The sequence below is a fragment of the Evansella cellulosilytica DSM 2522 genome (assembly GCF_000177235.2).
Taxonomy (GTDB): domain Bacteria; phylum Bacillota; class Bacilli; order Bacillales; family Salisediminibacteriaceae; genus Evansella; species Evansella cellulosilytica.
Genome location: NC_014829.1, coordinates 3,950,766 through 3,973,834, shown reverse-complemented (window position 1 = coordinate 3,973,834; position 23,069 = coordinate 3,950,766). Strand labels below are relative to the sequence as shown.

General features: G+C 35.5%; 19 protein-coding genes and 1 pseudogene. 14 read left to right on the top strand and 6 right to left on the bottom strand.

What is annotated here, in order from left to right; genetic code table 11:
* Positions 1–478 precede the first annotated feature (478 nt).
* A complete protein-coding gene (locus BCELL_RS18290; protein ID WP_013490264.1) occupies positions 479–1,210 on the bottom strand; it encodes a sulfite exporter TauE/SafE family protein in 732 nt (243 codons plus the stop codon).
* 312 nt (positions 1,211–1,522) lie between these two features.
* Here BCELL_RS18290 and BCELL_RS22690 point away from each other — a divergent pair.
* The 6 genes and pseudogenes from BCELL_RS22690 to rfbB form a co-directional block, all read left to right on the top strand.
* A pseudogene (locus BCELL_RS22690) lies at positions 1,523–1,657 on the top strand (N-acetyltransferase); the annotation flags it as partial.
* 110 nt (positions 1,658–1,767) lie between these two features.
* On the top strand, positions 1,768–2,778 hold the full coding sequence (locus BCELL_RS18285) for a DUF3231 family protein (protein ID WP_013490262.1): 1,011 nt from the start codon (positions 1,768–1,770) through the stop codon (positions 2,776–2,778).
* 460 nt (positions 2,779–3,238) lie between these two features.
* Positions 3,239–4,246, top strand: coding sequence for a UDP-glucose 4-epimerase GalE (gene galE, locus BCELL_RS18280; RefSeq protein WP_013490261.1), 1,008 nt, complete (start codon positions 3,239–3,241; stop codon positions 4,244–4,246).
* A gap of 103 nt (positions 4,247–4,349) precedes the next feature.
* Positions 4,350–4,913: a dTDP-4-dehydrorhamnose 3,5-epimerase gene (rfbC, locus tag BCELL_RS18275; protein ID WP_041808402.1), complete on the top strand. Its 564-nt coding sequence runs from the start codon at positions 4,350–4,352 to the stop codon at positions 4,911–4,913.
* Positions 4,910–5,764 carry a dTDP-4-dehydrorhamnose reductase gene (rfbD, locus tag BCELL_RS18270; protein ID WP_013490259.1) on the top strand — a complete coding sequence of 285 codons (855 nt, stop codon included), beginning with the start codon at positions 4,910–4,912 and terminating at the stop codon, positions 5,762–5,764. The genes rfbC and rfbD overlap by 4 nt, the downstream gene beginning before the upstream one ends.
* Before the next feature lies 1 nt (position 5,765).
* A complete protein-coding gene (rfbB, locus tag BCELL_RS18265; protein ID WP_013490258.1) occupies positions 5,766–6,764 on the top strand; it encodes a dTDP-glucose 4,6-dehydratase in 999 nt (332 codons plus the stop codon).
* A gap of 511 nt (positions 6,765–7,275) precedes the next feature.
* Here the strand turns inward: rfbB and BCELL_RS18260 are convergent.
* Complete coding sequence (locus BCELL_RS18260) at positions 7,276–9,219, bottom strand: InlB B-repeat-containing protein (RefSeq protein WP_013490257.1); 1,944 nt, start codon at positions 9,217–9,219, stop codon at positions 7,276–7,278.
* A 236-nt stretch (positions 9,220–9,455) separates the two neighbouring features.
* Here BCELL_RS18260 and BCELL_RS18255 point away from each other — a divergent pair, with 236 nt between their 5' ends.
* Positions 9,456–10,346, top strand: a complete 891-nt coding sequence (locus BCELL_RS18255) for a DUF6671 family protein (protein WP_013490256.1) — start codon at positions 9,456–9,458, stop codon at positions 10,344–10,346.
* 22 nt (positions 10,347–10,368) lie between these two features.
* Here the strand turns inward: BCELL_RS18255 and BCELL_RS18250 are convergent, their stop codons facing one another.
* Together BCELL_RS18250 and BCELL_RS18245 are read right to left on the bottom strand one after the other, a co-directional pair.
* Positions 10,369–10,869 carry a VanZ family protein gene (locus BCELL_RS18250; RefSeq protein WP_013490255.1) on the bottom strand — a complete coding sequence of 167 codons (501 nt, stop codon included), beginning with the start codon at positions 10,867–10,869 and terminating at the stop codon, positions 10,369–10,371.
* Positions 10,870–10,956: 87 nt separating this feature from the next.
* The gene (locus BCELL_RS18245) at positions 10,957–11,445 is read right to left on the bottom strand and encodes a DUF456 domain-containing protein (RefSeq protein WP_013490254.1); all 489 of its coding nucleotides are present in this window, start codon (positions 11,443–11,445) and stop codon (positions 10,957–10,959) included.
* 217 nt (positions 11,446–11,662) lie between these two features.
* Here BCELL_RS18245 and BCELL_RS18240 point away from each other — a divergent pair, with 217 nt between their 5' ends.
* Positions 11,663–12,103, top strand: a complete 441-nt coding sequence (locus tag BCELL_RS18240; RefSeq protein ID WP_049786659.1) for a histidine kinase N-terminal domain-containing protein — start codon at positions 11,663–11,665, stop codon at positions 12,101–12,103.
* Between the two features lie 176 nt (positions 12,104–12,279).
* Here the strand turns inward: BCELL_RS18240 and BCELL_RS18235 are convergent, their stop codons facing one another.
* Positions 12,280–14,793, bottom strand: a complete 2,514-nt coding sequence (locus BCELL_RS18235; RefSeq protein ID WP_245547044.1) for a bifunctional diguanylate cyclase/phosphodiesterase — start codon at positions 14,791–14,793, stop codon at positions 12,280–12,282.
* Positions 14,794–15,290: 497 nt separating this feature from the next.
* Here BCELL_RS18235 and ppc point away from each other — a divergent pair, with 497 nt between their 5' ends.
* From ppc to BCELL_RS18220, 3 genes are all read left to right on the top strand, one after another.
* The gene (gene ppc, locus BCELL_RS18230; RefSeq protein WP_013490251.1) at positions 15,291–18,056 is read left to right on the top strand and encodes a phosphoenolpyruvate carboxylase; all 2,766 of its coding nucleotides are present in this window, start codon (positions 15,291–15,293) and stop codon (positions 18,054–18,056) included.
* A gap of 574 nt (positions 18,057–18,630) precedes the next feature.
* Positions 18,631–18,984, top strand: a complete 354-nt coding sequence (locus tag BCELL_RS18225; protein WP_013490250.1) for a DUF5658 family protein — start codon at positions 18,631–18,633, stop codon at positions 18,982–18,984.
* 184 nt (positions 18,985–19,168) lie between these two features.
* Positions 19,169–19,699: a hypothetical protein gene (locus tag BCELL_RS18220; protein WP_013490249.1), complete on the top strand. Its 531-nt coding sequence runs from the start codon at positions 19,169–19,171 to the stop codon at positions 19,697–19,699.
* Between the two features lie 211 nt (positions 19,700–19,910).
* Here the strand turns inward: BCELL_RS18220 and BCELL_RS23250 are convergent, their stop codons facing one another.
* A complete protein-coding gene (locus BCELL_RS23250; protein ID WP_280965482.1) occupies positions 19,911–20,042 on the bottom strand; it encodes a hypothetical protein in 132 nt (43 codons plus the stop codon).
* Positions 20,043–20,220: 178 nt separating this feature from the next.
* Here BCELL_RS23250 and BCELL_RS18215 point away from each other — a divergent pair, with 178 nt between their 5' ends.
* The 3 genes from BCELL_RS18215 (at position 20,221) to BCELL_RS18205 (ending at position 22,561) form a co-directional block, all read left to right on the top strand.
* Positions 20,221–21,120: a helix-turn-helix domain-containing protein gene (locus tag BCELL_RS18215; RefSeq protein ID WP_041808400.1), complete on the top strand. Its 900-nt coding sequence runs from the start codon at positions 20,221–20,223 to the stop codon at positions 21,118–21,120.
* A gap of 96 nt (positions 21,121–21,216) precedes the next feature.
* Positions 21,217–21,417, top strand: a complete 201-nt coding sequence (locus BCELL_RS18210) for a cold-shock protein (RefSeq protein WP_013490247.1) — start codon at positions 21,217–21,219, stop codon at positions 21,415–21,417.
* Between the two features lie 166 nt (positions 21,418–21,583).
* Positions 21,584–22,561, top strand: a complete 978-nt coding sequence (locus BCELL_RS18205) for an AEC family transporter (RefSeq protein WP_013490246.1) — start codon at positions 21,584–21,586, stop codon at positions 22,559–22,561.
* The last annotated feature ends 508 nt before the right edge of the window (positions 22,562–23,069 follow it).

The window sequence follows — 23,069 nt, the reverse complement described above, 5'->3', positions numbered from 1 at the left end:
ATGACACATGAGAATGAAAAAGAAGCAAATAAAGTGTTTCATACGAAGTCAATGACACATGAGAATGAAGAAAGAAGCAAATAAAGTGTTTCATACGAAGTCAATGACACATGAGAATGAAGAAAGAAGCAAATAAAGTGTTTCATACGAAGTCAATGACACATGAGAATGAAGAAAGAAGCAAATAAAGTGTTTCATACGCAATCAATGACACATGAGAATGAAGAAAGAAGCAAATAAAGTGTTTCATACGCAATCAATGACACGTGAAATTGAAGAAAAAACCAAATAAGATGTGTCATACGCAGAGAATGACACACGAGAATAAAGAAGGAAGCAAATAAAGTGTTTCATTCGCAACCAATGACACACGAGATTAAAGAAAAACCAAATAAGATGTCTCATACGCCAACAATATCTTCCGAGACCCAAAAGCGCACCATCACATATTAAAACCTAATCATCGACCAAATCACCATTAAGCACTAATAAGCGTCCAAATGCCTGAGGCAATAATTAAGTACAACGTAATCCGTTTAAACAATGACTCATTTACAACCTTTAACATATTTATTCCAATAATAAGGCCGATGATCATAGCAGGGATAAACGTAATAGAATAGGTTAACACTTCGGAATTCATCATTCCAGAATAGCTGAAAGAAGCGATTGTCATCATATTTAAAATGAGTGAGTAGGTAGCGATGTTTGCGCGGAACACTTGTTTTTCTACTTGTTGATTATTTAAAAATAAAGCAACTGGAGGACCACTTAAAGAAAGACTTCCGTTGAGAACACCGCTTAAAAACCCAACAGGAATTGAAGCGATTTTTTGATTGTCAACGTGAAATGTTACCCCTTTTAGCATGAGGACGGCGACACAAATAATAATGACTCCGATCGCTATTTTTAATAAACTAATATCGACTATGATTAAGAGACGTACGCCGAGAGGGACAGCAAGAGTGCTCGCCAGCGTAAGGATCCAAATTTCCTTAAAATGAATGTATCTTCTCACTGTATATACGATAAAGGCATTACTAATTAAACATAGCAAAGTAATAATAGGAACAACGACATCAAGCGGGATAACTTTAGAGAGAATCGGAATGGAAAATAAGGCGAAACCAAAGCTAGTAAGTCCTTGGATAAACCCGGCAAAAAGAATAATACTGATCCCCAATATTAAAATAACGAAAAGTTCATTCATTTTACTTTCTCCTAATCAATGAAACAACCAACAGGTCGTCCAATATGTATTTATACTATTGTACGAAATAAGAGTTTATTTATTCTCAAACATCTACTATTCTATCACGTAGAAAGGGGAAAAAGGGTATTCCTCTGTTTTTGTACAAAGGTAAGAAATTTGGCAGAGAAATTTTATCGCCGTGCGTACTAGCGAGAAGAGCACTCAATAATACTTTAAGAGCTACGGCGAAATTCCACAGCTTCTAAGAAAAGACTAAAAACGCGCTTCATAAAGCTCGCTTTTAGTTTTTCTTAATGTGTAAATGAAGAGGAGACGAAGAAAGGAGCAGGTTCCATGCTTATGGAAAAAGTGTATGAGATTGCTGCACAAAAAAAGATTGAACTCGATTATTGGTGTAAAAATAGTGTAGCTAAACACTTTTATGCGAAGCAAGCCATTACATAATATAGGTAATTCGTTTATAAACAAATGTAACTTCTGTTCCATCATTGAGGATAATTGTTCATCATCATACAAATAATGAAAGTAAATATTTTTCTCAGGAAGTGAACAGGATGAGTCATATTAATTTAACATCTGGAGAAATTGGTTCGTTATGGACTACATATATGAATGATAGTATGTCTCAATGTATATTAGGTTATATGATTAACCATGTACAGGATCAAGACATCTTTCCTGCTATAAAAGAGGCACTACATATTTCAAATGAACATGTACAGCAGCTCGAAAAAATATTTGAGGAAGAGAGCTATGCGAAGCCAATTGGATTTACGAATAATGATGTTAACATTCAAGCACCTAGCTTATATACAGATGTTTTTTGCTTAACTTACATCAATCACATGGCAAAGTTCGGTATGCTTTCCTATAGTGGATATTTATCGATGAGTGCAAGGGAAGACATGATTAATTTTTTTTCAGATGCTTTAGTAAAAACGAGTAATCTTTATCATATGACGACAAAGATAGCATTAAAAAAAGGTGTATTTGTTCGTGCACCTTATATATCTGTCCCAAAAAAGACGGATTACGTTGATAGTAAAAGCTATTTCAGTGGATATAGTCTTTTTAACAAGCAAAGACCATTAAATGCGATTGAGATTTCTCATTTGTTTATGAATATACAAACAAACCTGATAGGATCTAAGCTGTGTTTAAGTTTTGCACAAACGTCTCCGAATAAAGAAGTACAGGAATTTATGCTCAGGGGAAACGAAATTTCATTGAAGCATATGAAAGTATTCTCCTCACTCCTATTAAATGATAATGTCCAATCCCCAATTAGCTCAGATGTTTGTATTACAGATTCTACATACTCACCTTTTTCGGATAAGCTGATGATGTATCATATGAGCCTTTTAAGTGCGGCAGGGACTGGAAATTATGCCACAGCGGCTGCTGCAAGTCAGCGGAGTGACTTAATACTAGATTATGAACGGTTATCGATAGAGATTGCACGGTTTGCAAAAAAAGGGGCAGATATTATGATAAAAAATAATTGGCTAGAGCAACCGCCCGGTACGATTGATAAAGTACAATTAACAAAACAAAAAAATAATTGATAATTGTTATATGAAAAGGACATTAATAAAATAAGGAGGCGATGAAAATGCTAAATATAATGACGTTTATTGTAAAATCACTCTTCCCTCATGTTTTACGATGGATTCAGCAAATGCGTTTACATTTGTTTAGCATTTTTTACCTTCTGAGACTCAGACCGAGTAGTTATGCTGTAAAATAACTACTCAGCTAGTCTAATGAAACTGGTTCTTTCCTATACGGAGGGGAGCCAGTTTTTTTTAGCAGAAAAGCCTTTTACAAAAGATAAGTTAAACTTAGATGGTGATTTTCGACTTCAGGATGCTTGCTTGAGGTGGGGAATGAAACATATTACGATAAAAACAATATTTTATAACACAGTATTTTGGAAAAGAATGTTAGAATGTTTTTGAGAGATGATTTATGTTTTATCCATATACTATTATATTTCGGTCAAATAAATGTTAGGAGTGGAATGAGATGATTTTAGTTACTGGTGGTGCGGGGTACATAGGAAGTCATACGTGTGTTGAGCTTTTAAATGCTGGCCATGACATAATCGTTCTTGATAACTTTTCAAACAGTAAATATGAATCGATTAAGCGAATTCAAGAGCTAACAGGGAAAGAATTTAAAGTGTATGAAGCGGATTTATTAGATAAAGAAGCATTAGCAAATATTTTTAACGAAAACGATATTGAGGCCGTTATTCACTTTGCTGGCTTAAAAGCAGTAGGAGAATCGGTAGCGATTCCTCTTCATTACTACCACAACAATATTACAGGTACGCTGCATCTTTGTGAACAAATGAAAAAACACGGCGTGAAAACGATCGTATTTAGTTCATCTGCAACTGTTTATGGAATGACTGAGAAGATGCCAATAGTCGAGACTGACCCGCTTTCAGCAACAAACCCATATGGAAGATCAAAACTGATGATCGAGGAAATACTTCGTGATTTATACGTTTCTGATAATGAATGGAGCATTACATTACTACGCTATTTTAACCCTATTGGCGCTCATGAGAGTGGAAGAATTGGTGAAGACCCAAATGGTATACCAAATAATTTAATGCCATTTATTACGCAAGTAGCAATAGGGAAGCGCGATGAATTAAAAGTATTTGGTGATGATTACCCAACAGAAGATGGGACAGGTGTCCGTGATTACATTCATGTTGTTGATTTAGCAAAAGGGCATTTAAAGGCGTTGGAAAAAGCTAAAACGACTTCAGGGGCGCATGCATACAATCTTGGAACAGGGAATGGGTATAGTGTATTACAATTAGTGAACGCATTTGAAAAAGCAGCTAATCAGAAGATTCCGTATTCAATCGTGGATAGAAGGCCAGGTGATATTGCTACATGTTACGCCGATCCGACGAAGGCGAAAGAAGAGCTAGGCTGGACCGCGGAAAAAGGAATTGATGACATGTGTAACGACTCCTGGAAGTGGCAAAAAAACAATCCGAATGGCTTTGAATAACAAAGTAATATACAATATAAAAGAATTGCAAGAACAATATGAATTCCTTACTAAAAATGTGATAGTATATTTTATAAATATAACAAAAAGATGGGTGGATTATATGGAAATAATTAATACTAAATTAGAGGGAGTAGTAATTATCGAACCCAAAGTATTTGGAGATAATCGAGGATTCTTTATGGAAAGTTATAATCAAGAGAAATTTCAGCAAGTAGGTTTAAAATATAAACTAATACAAGATAACCATTCATTATCTGTTGAACCTGGAGTGTTAAGAGGACTTCATTATCAATTAAATCCCAAAGCCCAAACAAAGATAGTTCGGGTTGCAACAGGTGCAATCTATGATGTAGTGGTAGATATTCGGAAAGAATCACCAACTTTTGGTGAATGGATTGGGGCAATTCTATCTGAACATAATAAGCGACAAATAGTGGTACCAAAAGGTTTTGCACATGGATTTTGTACATTAGTTCCTAACACAAATGTATTGTATAAAGTAGATGAGTACTATTCTAAGGAACATGACCGTGGAATTTTATGGAATGATCCGGATATTGGTATAGAATGGCCAATATGTAACCCAATACTTTCTGAAAAGGATAAAGTCCATCCGCCTTTAACTGGTGCTGATATAAATTTTCAGTATGGTGATAAAATATGAAAATATTAGTAACAGGTTTTAATGGTCAATTAGGATTCGATGTTGTGCGTATTGGTAATGAAAACGGAATGACGATGATTGGAACTGGTATAGAGGAATTAGATATAACTGATCAAACTAACGTGGACACATATGTGAAAAAAATAAAACCAGATGCCATTATTCATTGTGCAGCCTATACTGCAGTTGATAAAGCAGAGGACGAAAAAGAACAATCTTGGAAAGTCAATGTTGAGGGCACGAAATATTTAGTGGATGCTGCAAAGAAAAATGAAGCTAAATTTATCTATATTAGTACGGATTACGTTTTTAATGGTGAGGGAGAGAACCCCTATATCGAGACTGATCAGCCGGATCCTGTGAGTTATTATGGTATAACGAAGTATGAAGGTGAAAAGGTGGTAAGAGATTCTCTTGAAAAATGGTTTATTATTAGAATTTCATGGGTTTTTGGAATTAATGGTAATAACTTTATAAAGACAATGCTTCGTTTGTCTGAAACGAATTCACAACTTAATGTAGTAGGGGATCAATATGGTTCACCAACATATACATATGATTTGGCTAAATTGTTAATTGATATGGTAAAAACGGAGAAATATGGTATATATCATGTTACTAATGAAGGATTCTGTTCTTGGTATGATTTTGCAAACGAAATATTTAGACAAGCAAACAAAGAAGTTAAGGTAAATTCTATTACAACGGATAAATTTCCAACAAAAGCAAAAAGACCTGCAAATTCAAAAATGTCAAAGCAAAAGTTGGTAGATAATGGTTTTAAATCTTTACCTGACTGGAAAAATGCAGTAAAACATTACTTAAACGAATTATCTAACGAGGTGAAATAGGATGGTCACAAAGAAAGTTCTTGTTACTGGAGGAGCAGGATTTATTGGTGGTAATTTTGTACAGTATATGGTCAAAAAGTTTCCTCACTACGAAATATATAATTTAGATTTATTAACATATGCAGGAGAGTTATTCAAACACAAAAATATTGAAGAATATAGTAATTACCATTTTATTAAATTAGATATTGCAGATAGAGAAAAAGTAATGAAATATTTTGAAAGTGAAAAATTTGATTTTGTTGTTCATTTTGCAGCTGAAAGTCATGTCGACCGTTCAATTACTGATCCAGAGGTATTTGTTAGGACTAATGTAATGGGAACGCAAGTTTTACTTGATGCGGCTAAAGAGCACTCTGTATCAAAATTTTTACATGTTTCAACTGATGAAGTTTATGGAGAGCTAGATTTTAATCCAAATACTTTTTTTACTGAAGATACTCCTCTTCAGCCAAATAGTCCATATAGTGCGAGTAAGGCAGCATCTGATTTATTAGTACGTTCTTACCATGAAACGTTTGGTTTGCCTGTTAATATAACGCGTTGTTCTAATAACTATGGACCTTACCATTTTCCAGAGAAACTGATTCCATTAACTATTTCTCGAGTACTAAATGATCAAAAAGTTCCAGTATATGGAGATGGAAAAAACATTCGTGATTGGCTACATGTGCTTGACCATTGTTCAGCGATTGACCTAGTTTTACATGAAGGTTCGAACGGTGAAGTTTATAATATTGGTGGGCATAATGAGAAAACTAATCTTGAAGTGGTTAAGACAATAATAAACACCCTTGGCAAATCAGAAGATTTAATCGAGTTTGTTACAGATCGTTTAGGTCATGATAAACGTTATGCTATTGATCCTTCTAAATTAGAAAGATTAGGATGGAAGCCTAAATATAATTTTGATACTGGCATTAAGCAAACAATTGAATGGTATGTACAAAATAAAGACTGGTGGCAAACGATACTAAGTGGAGAGTCCAAAGAAAATTAAAAGGTGTGTCAAAAGGTGGTTTTTATTACCTTTTGACACACCTTCTATTATGTCGTCTTTTAAAAAACACAAGTTCGTGTAAAAATTGCAAATATCATGTAGTTCTTAACCAGAAAATATAGAAGATAATACATGGAATATTAATGAGAGTTATTGGAGTGATATTAAGTAAGGTATGTGAATTCAACTAACAGAAGCTACTCTATGCTATACCATTACATATGTTAGTCAAATTCCAGCGGAAACTTCAGGATGATATTTTATGGAATACTTAAAAGTGAAAAATAAACAAACCTGCACCCTAAATTTAACATTGTCATAAGGTGCAGGTCTATTTTTAATGGTAATTTATAAAAATGGCAGTGGAATAATTCCGCCGTGCGTACTAGCGAGAAGAGAACTTACTAGTATTTGAAGAGATAGGACAAAAATTCACCTCTTTAAAGAAAAGAGGGCAATAACAGCTTTGTGAGCAGTTATTTAGTATTACTTTAACTCATAATCACATCGACTATTCGTCTTCAGTTCTCTGCTCGAATATAGCAGTCATTGTTTTATTACTATTCATAGTGATCTGGGTGGGTGATTGACCATTTGTCTCCTTCCACCCAGCAAATCGCCATCCGCTATCAGGAATAGCTCGTAGTTCAACGACGGTTCCTTCATCAAATTTACTACCGCCTCCAATAACTTCCACTCTCCCATTTCCTTCAACGGCAGTTGTCAACGTAAATTGCTTTGGCTTATCCTCTTCAAAAATAGCACGCACAGTTTTATCCTTATCCATTGTAACTGTTACGGTTCTGGAGCTGCCCGAAGCGTCACCTTCCCAACGGATAAACTTCCATCCTTCATTCGGCTGCGCAGTCAAAGTCACTTTGTCACCTTTTTTATGGCTACTACCAGATTGTGCACCGTTAATTTTCCCGCCTGAAGCTGTTGAAATAGTTAAAGAAAACGTAGCTTCGGCATTCTGCTCTTGAGATTCTTGTTCATTTTCATTGTTTCTCTCAGCCTCGTTACGATTTGACGTTTCTGGCTCATTATTACCATTACTAGAAGAAGGTACTTTTTCGAATACTGCAGTGAGCGACTTATTACTGTCCATGATCACCGTGATCGTTGGCGTTGTACTTCGATGACTTCCTTCCCAACGAACAAACCTCCATCCTGATTGTGGATTGGCAGTTAATGTGACTGCGTCCCCATCATCAAAACTAGTATTTGTTGAACTTCTTTGAATACTACCTTGGCCTTCCGTATTCAGCTCAAGTGAATGGGAAAGAGGGGTGAAGATGGCTTGAAACGCTTTATGATCATCCATCGTAATCGTTATTGGGTTAGTAGACCCAGACAAATCACCATCCCAGCTAGAAAATTTCCATCCATCAGCAGCAATTGCTTCTATAGTCACTTCACTGTCGATCTTATATTCTTCTTCTTCGGGAGAAAAAATTAATGTACCTTCTCCTGTTATCTCATAGTTTAATATTTTTGTATCCCCATCAATGCGTATATGTATTTCTTTTTGTAAGTCCTCGGCAGCTATGACGATTGTTTCTAGTCCGCTTTTATTTGCAGTGAAATGTGTAACAGTACCAGTTTCGGTGCTTACATGACCAAGCTCATTCTTAACTTCCCAACTAGGTAAAACAGGTATTGCTTCTCCGGCATAGTCGATACCATTGGCTGTTAATGTTAGCTCCTCACCGACTGAAATGTGACCACCTTCATACGGACTGTTATTGTTTTCAATCAGCAATTCAGCTAATACTTGCTCTCGTACGTCAATTTCTTGCTTTATAGAAATCGATCTAATTGACGCTTCTATCGTAGCAGTGCCAGTGTTTTGTGCGGAAAAATAATAGTCTTCCTCCTCTGCCACAATAACGCCAACTTCATTGTCGTCTACCGTATAATAGGCTTGTACAGGAAAGTATTGCTCGTCTTCATCAACCCATACAACCTCTAGCAAACGATTAAAATCAACTTGTACAGAAGACCTTTCTATTTTTATATGTAAATGTGATTCTATTTCATTTAGCAAGTGAGATAGTTCAGTAGCTTCAGTCCGAAAAAATCCGTTTTCAGCTGTTTTAATCGCTTCGTCAATATCACGTTTGTACATGTAAAAATAAGACAAATCGATATAATATTGTTCCTCAAATGTATCCAGCTTGATGCCATCGAGTAAGGTTGATTCTACTAAATCCCAGTTTTCGAGGGAAAAATAACACTTTGCTAAGCTTAAGCGAGCTTCAAGATGTTTATTATCTTCAGCTAAAATGTCTAAATAAATAGCTTTGCTTTCTTCATATTTTTCTTCATTAAAGTATTGCTCGGCAAGCGCTAGCTGCTCTGCAAAATCATTTGATTGTACAACTGTATATGTAAAGAACCCCATCCCAACAAGAACGAGTACACTTACAATTAAAACGATTCCTTTCCTTTTCATATGTAGCCCCTTCATCATTCGACATAATTATGTAAATTATACCATGTTTTTAGAGGGGCATAATGTAGTTAATCAAATAAATGTTCACACACTGGATTAAAAAAGAGAAGCAGTCGGACAAAATGATAGGGATCGACAAGGAAAGCAGTTCAGAGCCGAGCAGAGTTCGCCGGAAATGACAAAGCAGCTAAGCTTTTTTTGCAGTATAATAGGTACAAAAGAAAGGGGGGAGTACTATGAATGACAAGCAAATGTTTGATGGGAGAGAATGTGTCGTAGCGACAATGCATCAAAAGGAAAAAGTAATTGCGCCATTATTGAAAGAAGAGCTTGGCCTACAAGTCATTACCCCACAAAATTTTAATAGTGATGCCTTCGGAACGTTTTCAGGGGAAGTGAGTAGAAAAGGAGATCAGCTAGAAGCTGCGAAAAGAAAGCTAAAAGAAGCGATGGATATGACAGGTGTGAGTATTGGGGTAGCGAGTGAAGGATCTTTTGGTAATGACACATTATTTCGGGGTGCAGCAGTCAATAGAGAGCTCATCTTGTTGATAGATAAAAAGGAGGAGCTTGAAGTTGTAGGCTATGTGAAAAATAACCATACCAACTATGCCCAAAGTGAAGTAGAGAATTACGAAGAGGCTTATGCATTTGCTAAGTCTATCGGCTTTCCTGAGCATGCTGTGATAGTAAAAGCTCACCGAAAAGCGAAAAAGAAAGCGGATATGGTAAAAGGAATAACGAGTGCTGAACAGCTAAAAAAAGCCGTCACGACGTTGTTACAAAAGAAAAACACCTCTTTTTCCTTTTTAAAAAAGAGGCAAAAAAGCTTATGGATTGAAACGGATATGCGCGCAATGTACAACCCTACACGAATGAAAAACATAGAACTGGCGACAAGAGATCTTATTACAAAGCTTCAATCGACTTGTCCATCGTGTCAAGCACCAGGATATGAAATTACAGAGGTCAAGGATGGCTTGCCTTGTGCTGGTTGTGGCATAGAAACAGCCTCCACGCTCTCGCATACGTATACATGTCAAAAATGCCATTATACGGAAGAAAAGCTATATCCAAATGGTGTAACAAGGACAGATCCAACTTATTGCTCGATATGCAACCCTTAAAGGGAAAGCAACCACGTAGTCATTATGAAACATTTCTTCTCCATTTTGAGGTGGCGGCAAAAAGAAATCTTCTTAGCTTTATGATCCCAATAAAGAAAACGAGTGCGCTGACAGCGGAAACAATTCCTAACAAGTTAATATACACATCAAGTATCCGACCACCTCGGCTAACTAGAAAGTATTGGTGAACTTCATCAATTAATCCAATTGTTCCAGCTAATAAAATCGCTAAAAATGACTTGATCAATAACCGTTTCGTAGGAATAAACAAAAATAATATGGCTGCTAAAAGGCCATATAACATAAAATGTCCAACTTTCCTAAAAAGTAGAGGTGGGTTATTTCTTACTGAAAACGTATCATAAAAGGAACTATTTCGATCAAATAGAAAGTAAGGTGACGCATCATCCCGATATACAGCGTTCATCGGGATATCTTCTTGGAGCGTGTCCACCTCAACGGCTGTACTTATGCTAATAATTGTCATCGCGAGAAAAACGGTTAAAAAAACAACGTTTCGCATCTTAAACACTCCTATCAACTAGTAATCTAGTTTTCACAATGAAGAGCGCTTTTATACGAAACGTTGTTTTCAGTATGTAGCCAAAGGCTAATTAAAAAAGATGACGTTAATTAGGAAAAGCACAATGATAAGCACGTGTATAAATCCTTTTGCGACAGTACCACTTAAAAACGCAAACAAGGTGCCGATGGACACTTTGACTGCTTCTTCGAATGTCTTCTTTTGATATAATTCTGTACCTAGTACAAATAAAAATGGAAATATAAGAACGCCTATTGGAGGGATAATGAAGCAACCTACTATAAGGCCAGCGGTTGCAGCATACATACCTAATTGAGAGCCGCCATACTTTTTCACAAAAAATAAGTTTGCTAGTAAATCAGCAACAAAAACTAAAATTGTTAAAATCGTTAAACTAACCCAAAACCACCATGCAAGGTCGCCAGCAGGAATGAAAAATTGGTATAAAGCAATTCCAATCCAAATAAACAAAATGCCTGGGATAATCGGATAAATAAGGCCAATAAAACTTATAACGAAGCAAGCTATAATAAGAAACCAAATTAAAAAGCTCATGCATTCACCTCTAATAAACATATTCCATATCATTATACGGTTCATCGCTAACTTTTCATACTGAAAAGAAAGAATTGTGTATTAGAAGGTTAACTGTTTTAATTAGGAAAACAACTTAATGAATATATGTAGCAGGATTTTTTTAACTAGTGGGGAATTAATATTTAGTTCAACTATTTTTAATATAGGGAATCGGTTTTGAAGAGGGGGGATTGTGTTGCCATTTAAGAAAAAAATAGTCGAGGCGTCCAACAGTGTTGTTCACTTTTTAGAATGTCATGAGGACAACTTTATTGATTTATGGGAGAAAAGTATTTTACTTCATGACGGGGATATCCATCAACAAAAGGTGAGAGAAAATGGGTATAAAATGTACGATCTAGTAAAGCGGGCACTCCGTAACACAATTTCTGAAGGTGAGATGAAACAGTTAGCTGAAAAAGTAGCAAAAGAACGGATGGAGGCGGAAATTAACATTGGTGAGTTTGTTTACAACAATAATGTAGGAAGAAGTATTGTCGTCTCCTACGTTTTTCAGTCAGGCTTATCACGAAATGATTTACAACTTATTATAGATAAAGTGAATACTTATTTTGACCACTTTTGCTTTCTAGTCGTAAGTGAATATACGAGTTTAAAAGAAAATGAAAAGTGTTAAATGAGGGAAGGGCAATAGTGTTCCTAATAAGGGTGGAAGTATTGCCTTTAATATTAAATCGCTCTACGTAAAATTAGGCCGCAAACATCCATCACAGCAAAAAGAAAAAAGAGGGTGTCCCAAAAGCTATAAAAAGTTTAGAGGTTGACTCAAAAGGTAAAAATTGACCTCTTGAGTCAACCTCTTATGATTAATTCTCCAGAAATTAGTGCTTGTTTAAAGTGATCGTTGGAAATGGGCTTACTAAATAAAAAGCCTTGTATGTGATCACAGTTTTTTTCCTCTAAAAACAGAAGTTGCTCTTCCGTTTCAACCCCTTCGGCTAAAATCGTTAACCCTAGGCCGTGGGCCATTTCGATAATGCTCGAGATAATGACAGCATCATCTTTTTCTGTCGGTACTTTGCTAATAAACGACTTATCTATTTTTAAAGTATCGAGTGGGAACTTCCTAATATGAGTTAAGGAAGAGTATCCTACTCCAAAATCATCTAACGACAGTTTTACACCGAGCTTCTTTAAAGATCTAATAGTAGAAAAAACGGATTGATTTGGTTGAATTAATGATGTTTCCGTAATTTCAAGCTCTAATAGTGAAGGTGAGACATGGTTTGCTTTTAACGCTGTAAAAATAGTATCAAGCAAACTCGTTTTTAGTAGGTGCTGAGCCGATATATTGATAGATACAGGTACTGTATTTATTCCTTCTAGATGCCATTTCTTCAACTGTTTACACACTTTTTTAATAACCCAATTCCCAATATCACAAATCAAGTCACTCTCTTCTGCGATGGGAATAAACTGAGCAGGAGAGACTATCCCTCTTTTAGGGTGCGTCCAACGGATAAGTGCTTCACATCCAATTACTTTTTTTGTTTTTACATCTATTTTTGGCTGATATTCTAGGTAGAATTCTTCCTTTTCAAGGGCAAGCCTCATGTCTTTCTCTAAAAAATATATATTATGCGAATCCTCATTCATCTCTGGTATATAATGCTTGTAATTATCTTTCCCGTCAATTTTGGCAAAGGACAAAGCGGTATCAGCATTTTTTAATAATGTAACTGCATTTTCACCGTCCTTTGGGTAAAAAGCAATGCCAATGCTCGCGGTGACATAAGATTCTACCTCGGAAATATGGAAGGCTTGCCTCATCACATTGACAATGTTATGAGCAAATACGATGACCTCTTCCTCGGTAACGTCATGCAAAAGAACTGCAAACTCATCCCCACTCGTTCTAGCGATAAAGTGAGACTGAAGTACTTGCTTTAGTCTATAAGAGATTTCTTTTAATAAATCATCTCCATAGTTGTGCCCAAGCATATCGTTCACGTGTTTAAACCGGTCTATATCTAAGTAGAATACAGAAAAAATTGATTTTGTCTTTTTGGCATGATGTATCAATTCATGAAGCTTGATGTCGAAGCTCCTTCGATTAGGCAAATTTGTAAGGTGATCATGATGGGCAATATGATGCATTTTAGCATCGAGCTTTTTTTTCTCTGTAATATCACGAATAATACCATCAACGCGAATGAAGTCCCCTAAGTCATCAATGATCGGAAGCGCTTTAATTTCGATCCAGCGAACCTCCGCAGAAGTATGTTGAACTCGGCATTCAAATTTCAATTGATTCCCTTGTGAAAGGGTGATTAGTTTTTCAGGAATACCTTTTATGTCTTCCTCGTGTATCACTTTTTGCCATAACTGACGCTCATCTATTAAATCATCAAGGCAATAGCCAAAAAGCTGTTCAAATCCATTTGAGCAAAAGATCACTTTTCTAGATGATATATCAATGGACCAAATGATTTCGTCTAAATTATTGAAAATAATTCGTGCTTGTTTCTCGTTATCAACTAACCTTTGATTAGCTTCCTTTTGTTCTGTTATATCATGTGTATTACCAATGATTTTTACGACATTACCTTCGTTATCAATGATAGGGTTCCCTTGTATTTTTACAATACGTTTCATACCGTCTTTTCGAAAAATTCGTGATTCATAATTAAAACTTTTTTTCTTTTCCATTGCATCTTGTATTGCAACAATATCTCTTAAACGGTCATCATGATGTACATATTTTAAGTATTGCTCCATACTAGGTGCAGTGTTAGTTTTTTCGTCTAGTCCAAAGATACGAAACATTTGCTTAGACCAGTACAGCTTGTCATTATGGGGGTCATAGTCCCAGCTTCCGATATTAGCAATATATTGCGCGTTATTTAGACTTCTTTCAATAAAAGATAAGTTTTTCTCATATATTCGAAGTTGAGAGATATCTCGAATTACACCATAAATCCCTTCTATTCTTTCATTAACTGTAATTGGGATAAGCGAAAGAAGTACTTCTATCTCTTTTCCTTGTTTGTTTACGATAAAAATATTTAACTGGTTTGCTTCACCTGAAATGGCCTTTTTCATACAGTCAGTAGTATATGCTTGTTGAGATTTACGGATGAAAGTATGAAAATTATCGTGAATTTCTTCAATTAAATAACCAGTTAATATGTAAAAAGCATCGTTACATGAATCCAACATGAATGAAGAGTTCATAGTGAATATAGGAGTTGGATTATTATGAAATAAAGATTTATATCTTTGTTCTGTCCTAAGAAGCTCATCCTTTAAGTTATCTTCTGTATTTTTAATACCGTTAAAGGTGCTTGTTTCAACTAAAGAGGGCACATGTTTCAAAATAAAACCTCCTACTACACAATGTTTTTTCAAAAAAGGAAATTTATAACAAGTGATAACGTTAACATCTTCTTGTTAACTAGAAATTTCTTTTACGTTAAAAGCTGTTTAACTTTAATGACATTGGCTTTTCTAACAAAATAACTTTATCGATACCTATATATCACCTATTTTATAATAGATAACTCCAAATAACCACATTATTTGTCATTTTACTACATTTTCAGTAGAGTTATAGGTTAATAGTCTAATAAAGAATTCGTTATCCGTTGTTTTTTACCGAAAAGTCAGAAAATATTTGTTTATCTATGTAATATTTGTTAACATATATAAATACCTGTGTTCCCGAGTTTTTTCTTATATAATATATGTAAGAATCATCACTAAGCTAACGCTGGGTGCTTGACCCATGGTGCGTTACAAAAATCACGCGCCGAGGGTCAGGTAGGCCAATCCGCACATCACTATTGAATATAGGAGGACAAAGTATGATACAAACTGAAGATAAAAACTCTCTATTACGAAATGATGTCAAAAAGCTAGGAAATATATTAGGTGAAATTCTTGTTCATCACGGTGGGATTTCTCTTTTCAACAAAGTAGAAGAAATACGTGAAATGACAAAGGATCTTCGTAAAAATTATAATGAAGAAGCATACAATAAATTAAAGGAAAAGATTAATAGTCTCGAAGCACCGACACGTCAAAATGTTATTCGCGCATTTTCAATCTATTTTCATTTAGTTAATATTGCCGAGCAAAATCACCGTATACGTAGACGTCGTCAATATCAACTAGAGGAAGATCATGTTGTACAACCGGTGTCGATTGAAAGTGCAGTTCTATCTATGAAAGAGCATAATTACGATCGAGACGTCATTCAGAAAGTATTAAACGACTTATCTATTGAACTTATTATTACAGCTCACCCTACAGAGGCTGCGAAGCGAACAATTCTAGAAATACAAAAACGTATATCAGATATACTTAAACAATTTGATAATCCAATATTAACAAAGCGAGAAAAACTATCATTAGAGGAAAGTTTATTTAATGAAGTGACCGCTTTATGGCAAACGGATGAACTCCGTCATCGCAAGCCTACAGTAATTGATGAAGTGAAGAATGGACTATATTACTTTGATGAAACGTTATTTGACGTGTTGCCGGAAATTCATCAAGAGTTAGAGGATCAACTCGATTCCTATTTTCCTAACAGTGAGTGGAAGGTACCTAACTTCCTGCACTTCGGTTCCTGGATCGGTGGAGACCGCGATGGGAATCCTAATGTAACTCCAGAGATTACATGGGAAACGTTAAGATTACAAAGAAAGCTTGCACTGAAAAAGTATAAACAAGCAATCGTTGATTTAATGAGAAAATTTAGTCAGTCTACATCCCGTGTCACTATTAGTGAGGATTTAATCTCTTCTGTAGAGGATGAAGAAAGAATCTTCTTAAAAAAGGGAGAAACATGGCCAGTAGATTCAGAAATTTATCGCCGAAAGTTTGCTATTATGCAAAAGCGTATTAAATATGTTGGTCAATCTACAGAAATCGGCTATTCTCATGCAGAAGAGCTATTAGATGATTTAAAGATGATTCATAAAAGTGCACAAAATCATCAATCGTCTCACCATAAGTTAAAATCATTAGAGAAGCTCATGCGCCAAGTTGAACTATTTGGCTTCCACTTAGCAACTTTAGATATTAGAAACCACAGTGGTGAGCATGAATCAGCGATAGCGGAGATTCTTAAATCTGTAAACATTACAGATGACTATTCAGCGCTTCCTGAGGACGAAAAAATTAACATCTTAAATGATGTGTTACAGGACCCAAGACCAGTGATGCTGTTCCATGGCGATTATTCAAGAGAAACGCAAGAAGTAATTAAAGTGTTTCAAATGATCAAGGAGGCACACGAAGAGTTTGGAAGTCGTTCTATTCAAGTTTATCTCGTAAGTATGACACAATCCGCTAGTGACCTACTAGAGGTTCTCGTTCTTGCAAAGGAAGCAGGCATTTATCGACTACACGCTGATGGATATGTCGAAAGTGGCCTTCATGTAGCGCCTCTACTTGAAACGATAGATGATTTAGTTGCAGGTGCAGAAATCATGAAGCAATTATTCCAAATGGACGTGTATCGAAACCATCTTGAAGAGCGAGGTAATCATCAGGAGATTATGCTCGGCTATTCAGATGGAAGTAAAGATGGCGGTACGTTAACAGCTAATTGGAAGCTTTTTAAAGCGCAACAAGAAATTCATGATATGGCAAAAGAATTTAATGTTCGCTTGAAATTTTTCCACGGACGCGGTGGTTCTTTAGGTCGAGGTGGTGGACCTTTAAATAGAAGTATACTATCTCAGCCTGTAGAAACTTTAGGAGATGGCGTAAAAATTACCGAGCAAGGTGAGGTCTTATCTTCTAGATATTTATTACAGGATATTGCTTATCGTAATCTAGAGCAGGCGTCTTCAGCACTGTTAGAAGCTTCTGCAAAGGTTGCAGGCTCTAATGATCATGACCATTTCCGTGAAAAATCATGGGAATTGGCGATGGAAGACATATCGAAAGTCTCACTAGAAAAATACCAATCACTCGTTTTTGGTGATCAAGATTTCTTAACTTATTTTAAACAAACGACACCGTTGCGTGAGCTTGCTGCGCTTAATATCGGCTCCCGTCCGATGAAACGTAAAGGCAGCGAGAGATTCGAAGATTTACGTGCCATTCCGTGGGTGTTTGCTTGGACGCAATGTCGTCAAAACTTACCAGCATGGTATGCTGCTGGATCGGGACTACAAGCATTTGTTTCAAAAGAGAAAGAAAACTTATCCCTCTTACAAACAATGTATCAACAATGGCCATTCTTTGAAGTTACGATTAACAATCTTCAAATGGCATTACTAAAAGCTGACTTAACAACGGCAAAGGAATATATTAATCTCATCGAAGACAAAGCCATTGGAGATAGAATCTTTGGAAATATCACTGAGGAGTACCACCGTACAAGAGAGGTGCTTTTACAAATTACAGGTAATAATGAATTACTTGATCACACTCCAAATATACAAGAGTCCTTCCATAGAAGGAATCCATATGTTGATCCATTAAACTTCCTTCAAGTCGATCTTATTCAAAAAATGCGTTCTTTAGATGAAGAAGATCCACAAATGGAAGAACTGCTAACCGAGGTTTTATTAACTATTAGCGGTGTCGCTGCAGGTTTATTAAATACTGGATGATGAAAAAACTGTAAATAAAAATGGTGACTGAAAGGGGAACATTTACCTTGAGTCACCATTTTTTTGGTACCGATATATGATGTATGAACAAACACGAATAAAAAGTTGGGGTAATAAACCAGATGCAAAAACGTACTATTAGTTGAAAAGTGATGGGTGATTGTCTTCAACGCATCTAAGAAAACTATAAATTTGGCGGTGGAAATGCTGCCACGCGTAGTAGTGAGAAGAGCGTTCACTACTACTTTAAAGATAAGTGGCATCATTTCTTCACCGCTTCTAAGAAAAAACTAAAAACGGGCTTTACTAAGCCCGTTTTTAGTTTTTTCTTAGGTAAGGTATAAAGTAATCAAAAATTGACCAATATATTATTATTCCCCCATTAATATATAGTTTGTTAAAAAAGTCTCCTCATAGTAGGAGGCTTTTTTATTACATTTCATATTATGTATCACTTAATAATAAATATTCATAAATTAAAAAGTATAAAAAGTAAGAAAATTATTGAAATTCTATATATAGAATTATAAAATCGTTATAAAGAACAAGAGTGTCCTATGGAAAGGAGTTAGCTATGGCGGTAGCAAAGCGTGAAAATGACGTAAATATTGAATCGAAAAAATATAACATTACAAATTCGTTAGTTATGTGGATTATTTTATTAAGTTTTACAGATGCATTGTTTACCGACGTTGGCTTAAGATTAAACTTCATCGCAGAGTGGAATCCTTTCGCTAGATTTTTATATGAATTAAACGTAGGCATATTTTATTTATATAAATTACTATTACCAATTGTTTTATATATCTTATATCAATATGTATACGGTAATAGATTGATTGACATAGCGATATACGCTTGTTTCGGATTATATGCAGTAATAAACCTATATCACTTATATTGGTTAGGGATTGTTGTTTTTGTCTAAATACTATAGGAATCTATATTACATAACTGAGTGTATTTTATAGAAGGTTTCACAAAGCTATGAAAAAAATGAAATCTGTATTCCTTGGAAATCTGGAAATCTAGTAAAAAAATTTCTGTTTATAAGTATAAAAGTAAAACTATTAGACTATAATTCTAATAAAATGTTGGAGAGGGGTTTCTAAATGACAAAAGAAAGAAAAGATAGCTGGAATGAACAGGAGCAGATTGAATTAGCAAATATAGTACTACATCACCTACAAAATGGAAGCACACAGCTTGCAGCTTTTGAAGAAGCTGGGAAAAAATTAAACAGAACTGCAGCAGCATGTGGCTACCGCTGGAATACTACGTTAAGAAACGACTATAAAAATGAGTTGAAGAAATTAAAAGGCGGTAATAACAAAACCGTAAACAGTTCAAAGAAGCAAAATAAAAATAAAGTGAAAGCAGCTCCAAAAACAAAAGAAAAACCAGTTAATAAAAATAAAAACATACATATCGATAAATTAACAATAAAAGAAGTATTGCTTGCACTACAGCAACTAGATAGCGAATTAACCATAGAGGAGTTAAAACAGTTAAGAACTGAAAATGACTTGCTCGTTGAGGAAAATGAAAAACTGAAAGAAGAAATTCGATCTGTTTATCTCATTTTAGACCGAGTGAGAAGAACAGCTAAAATAGATGTAAATTTGGAGCAAAAAGCAAATTAGTTTTAACTAGATAATGAAAAGAGGGTGCCTTTATTATGAAGGCACCCTTTAGGTATTTGTTAGTTGCACCATCCACTTGAAAGCCCACTCTAAGGTTGTTCCTTATAGTGGGCGCGACGAGTGTAGCCATAATAGAAGTTATAAAAGTCTATGGTACACCTTCGTTCTTATGTACTTCTGGATAGTCTAGCTAAGCTAATCGTGGTTGACTTTAATGTTGCTCTGGGAGGTCATTTTGAGGCTGTATTAAGGAAGCACTACTAACAGGAACATCTACTTGTAAAGGACTACATAAGAACAATAGGTTTAGTACGATAAAAGCAGCAACGAGTTTCTTCTTCAATATTCCCCCTCCTTATGATTTAAATATAGATCAAATGGAATGATTTAGCGAAACACAAAAAACGTAAAAATAGGCGCTTTATCCCATAATTTGTGAACATATGTAGAATTTTTGAACTATATAGTAAAAAAATATAAATTTCGTTATATTGTAGGAAACGGAGTAAGGGATGGTGCTCATGGTTCCTATTGGAAAAAAGATATTACACTATCGTAAAAGCATTGATATGTCACAAGGTGAATTAGCGGAAGGCATTTGTACACAAGCGTTTGTAAGTCAAATTGAAAGTGGTAATGCGATTCCGAACATTGTTATTTTCAGAGGACTTCTCAATCGTTTGGGCGTATCTTATGAGTACTTTTTCCAAGAGGAACGACCATATGCTTCTTATTTTGATGAAGTAGAGAAAGCAATAGATACCCTTAAACGAAAGAGGGATTACAAAGGAATAAAGCAATTTATTTTAGGAGAAAAAAATAAACCTTGTTTTCAGCATGTAAGTGGTAAACAATACATGCTTTGGAATTTAGGGATTTGTTATACTCATATCGACCGGAATATAGATATCGCAATCAAACACTTTCATGACGCTTTAGCTGTAACAGGCAAATCAGTTAACAGTAGTGTACTTAGTGAAAGGGAAGTAGAGATTTTAATAAGCATAGCCATCACAAGTGGAGAAACAAAAAATTATGATTACGCTATAAAATTGTACAAGAAAGCGCTTCATGTGTTACGTGACAGAGATCAATTACTCGATGAAAAAATTTTAATTAGAGTGTACTATAACCTTTCTCGAACCTTTGGATTAAAAGGAAATTTTCAAGATGCTTTAAACCATGCCTGGCGAGGAAAAAGCTTATGTGAACAATATGACTTATTATATTTACGTGGTGAATTATTATATCAAGTCGGCATTAATAAGGTCGAGTTAGGCTATCTTGAGCAAGGGATTTCCTACATAGAAAAGTGTTTGCCTTATTTTAAATTAGATGAAAAAAATAATCCTGCGATCTACGAATACGTAGAAAACAAGCTGAAACTGCTAAAAAAATCATTAAAAGTTTGTGATTTGTGATATGTTGGTATGTTTAATTTTATGTACTTTGGGCAATAAATAAAATGCACGATAATTTAATTCATGTTTAGGTACATGCAAGGAGGAAAATCAGAAATGGAACAAGGTAAAGTAAAATGGTTTAACAGTGAAAAAGGTTTTGGATTTATTGAAAGAGAAGATGGAGACGATGTTTTCGTTCACTTCTCAGCTATTCAAGGAGAAGGCTTTAAGACCCTTGATGAAGGACAAGAGGTTACGTTTGAGATTGAAGAAGGACAACGTGGCCCGCAAGCTACAAACGTAAACAAAGTGTAATAAAATAAATGCGAATAATCACTAACCCGGATAAGCACCACTGTGCTTTATTCGGGTTTATTTCAGTTCATCATTATGTGAGTTAATTACCCTTTTAGTATTTTAGATGAACTTAATAAAAAACGATGGTACGATAGAGGATATGAAATTCAGAGGGGAAATCTAAATGGGGAACTTTATATTTGCACTATCGATTATTGTTTTAGGTCTTTTAGTAGGAAGAGGCATTCGTTTATTATTTGACAAAGGAAAAATACAATCATTTGAAAAAACGCATGCTTTATTAAGAAAATCAACAATGACAGCACTTTTAGTCGTGAATCCAATCATACTCTTCGCTGCATTTTGGTATGTACAATTGGACGATCTTCGCTTAATCTCCTTGCCTGCCTTAGGGCTAATTACCCTCATCATGGGAGGTACATTAGCTATATACGCATCGAAAAAAGTCTTAAAGCTTCCCGCTCATAAGACAGGATCAATGTTTACATCCGGCATGTTCACAAACTTAGGCAGCTTTGGCGCACTGTTTTGTTATGTCTTCCTAGGGGAAGCGAGTTTAGCCTTTGTGGCGTTATTTCGTTTATTCGAGGATGTTCTATATTACACAGTAGGCTTCCCAGTAGCTCAATCTTACGGAGAAAAAAAGAAAGAAGTAAAAGAAAAATCAGCATTTATGAAAATCATAACAAATCCTTTCATTGTCGTTACCTTTGTAGCAATATTACTCGGTACAATATTAAACCTATCACCGTGGGACCGTCCTGAATTTTTTGCAACATTAAACGGCATTTTAGTTCCTTTATTTACAATATTACTAGTCGTGCCAACTGGCTTTAGCTTAATGCTAAATAAAACACGGGGCTACTTAAAAGAGGGCTTTACTATCACAGCAATTAAGTATGGTATCGTTCCTTTAATTGTTATTCCTCTCGGCTTGATTGTGGGCCTTCACACAATCTACGATGGCATTCCATTTAAAGTACTCGTCATTTTAGCTTTTATGCCACCAGGATTCTCATCGTTAGTACCACCGCAGTTATTTAAACTAGACGTTAATTTAGCTAACTCAAGCTGGCTAATTAACACAGTTTTGTTAGTAATTACTTTACCGATTTTGTATTTAGTTATATCGTTTTTATAGATTAGAGAGTGGAGTAGTAGAAGGTGAGGGAAGTGAACCCGGGTTAGAGTGAACCCGGGTTCAAAAGTCTCACCTTCAAAACGCGAGGAAACGTGAGCATGAGAGCGTTTGAAGGTGAGGGAAACGAACCCGGGTTAGAGTGAACCCGGGTTCAAAAGTCTCACCTTCAAAACAGGAGGAAACGTGAGCATGAGAGCGTTTGAAGGTGAGGAAAACGAACCCGGGTTAGTTGTAACCCGGGTTCAAAAGTCTCACCTTCAAAACGTGAGAAAACGCGAGCATGAGAGCGTTTGAAGGTGAGGAAAATGAACCCGGGTTAGTTGTAACCCGGGTTCAAAAGTCTCACCTTCAAAACGTGAGGAAACGTGAGTATAAGAGCGTTTGAAGGTGAGGAAAACGAACCCGGGTTGAATGTAACCCGGGTTCAAAAGTCTCACCTTCAAAACAGGAGGAAACTCGAGCATGAGAGCGTTTGAAGGTGAGGGGAATGAACCCGGGTTGGTTGTAA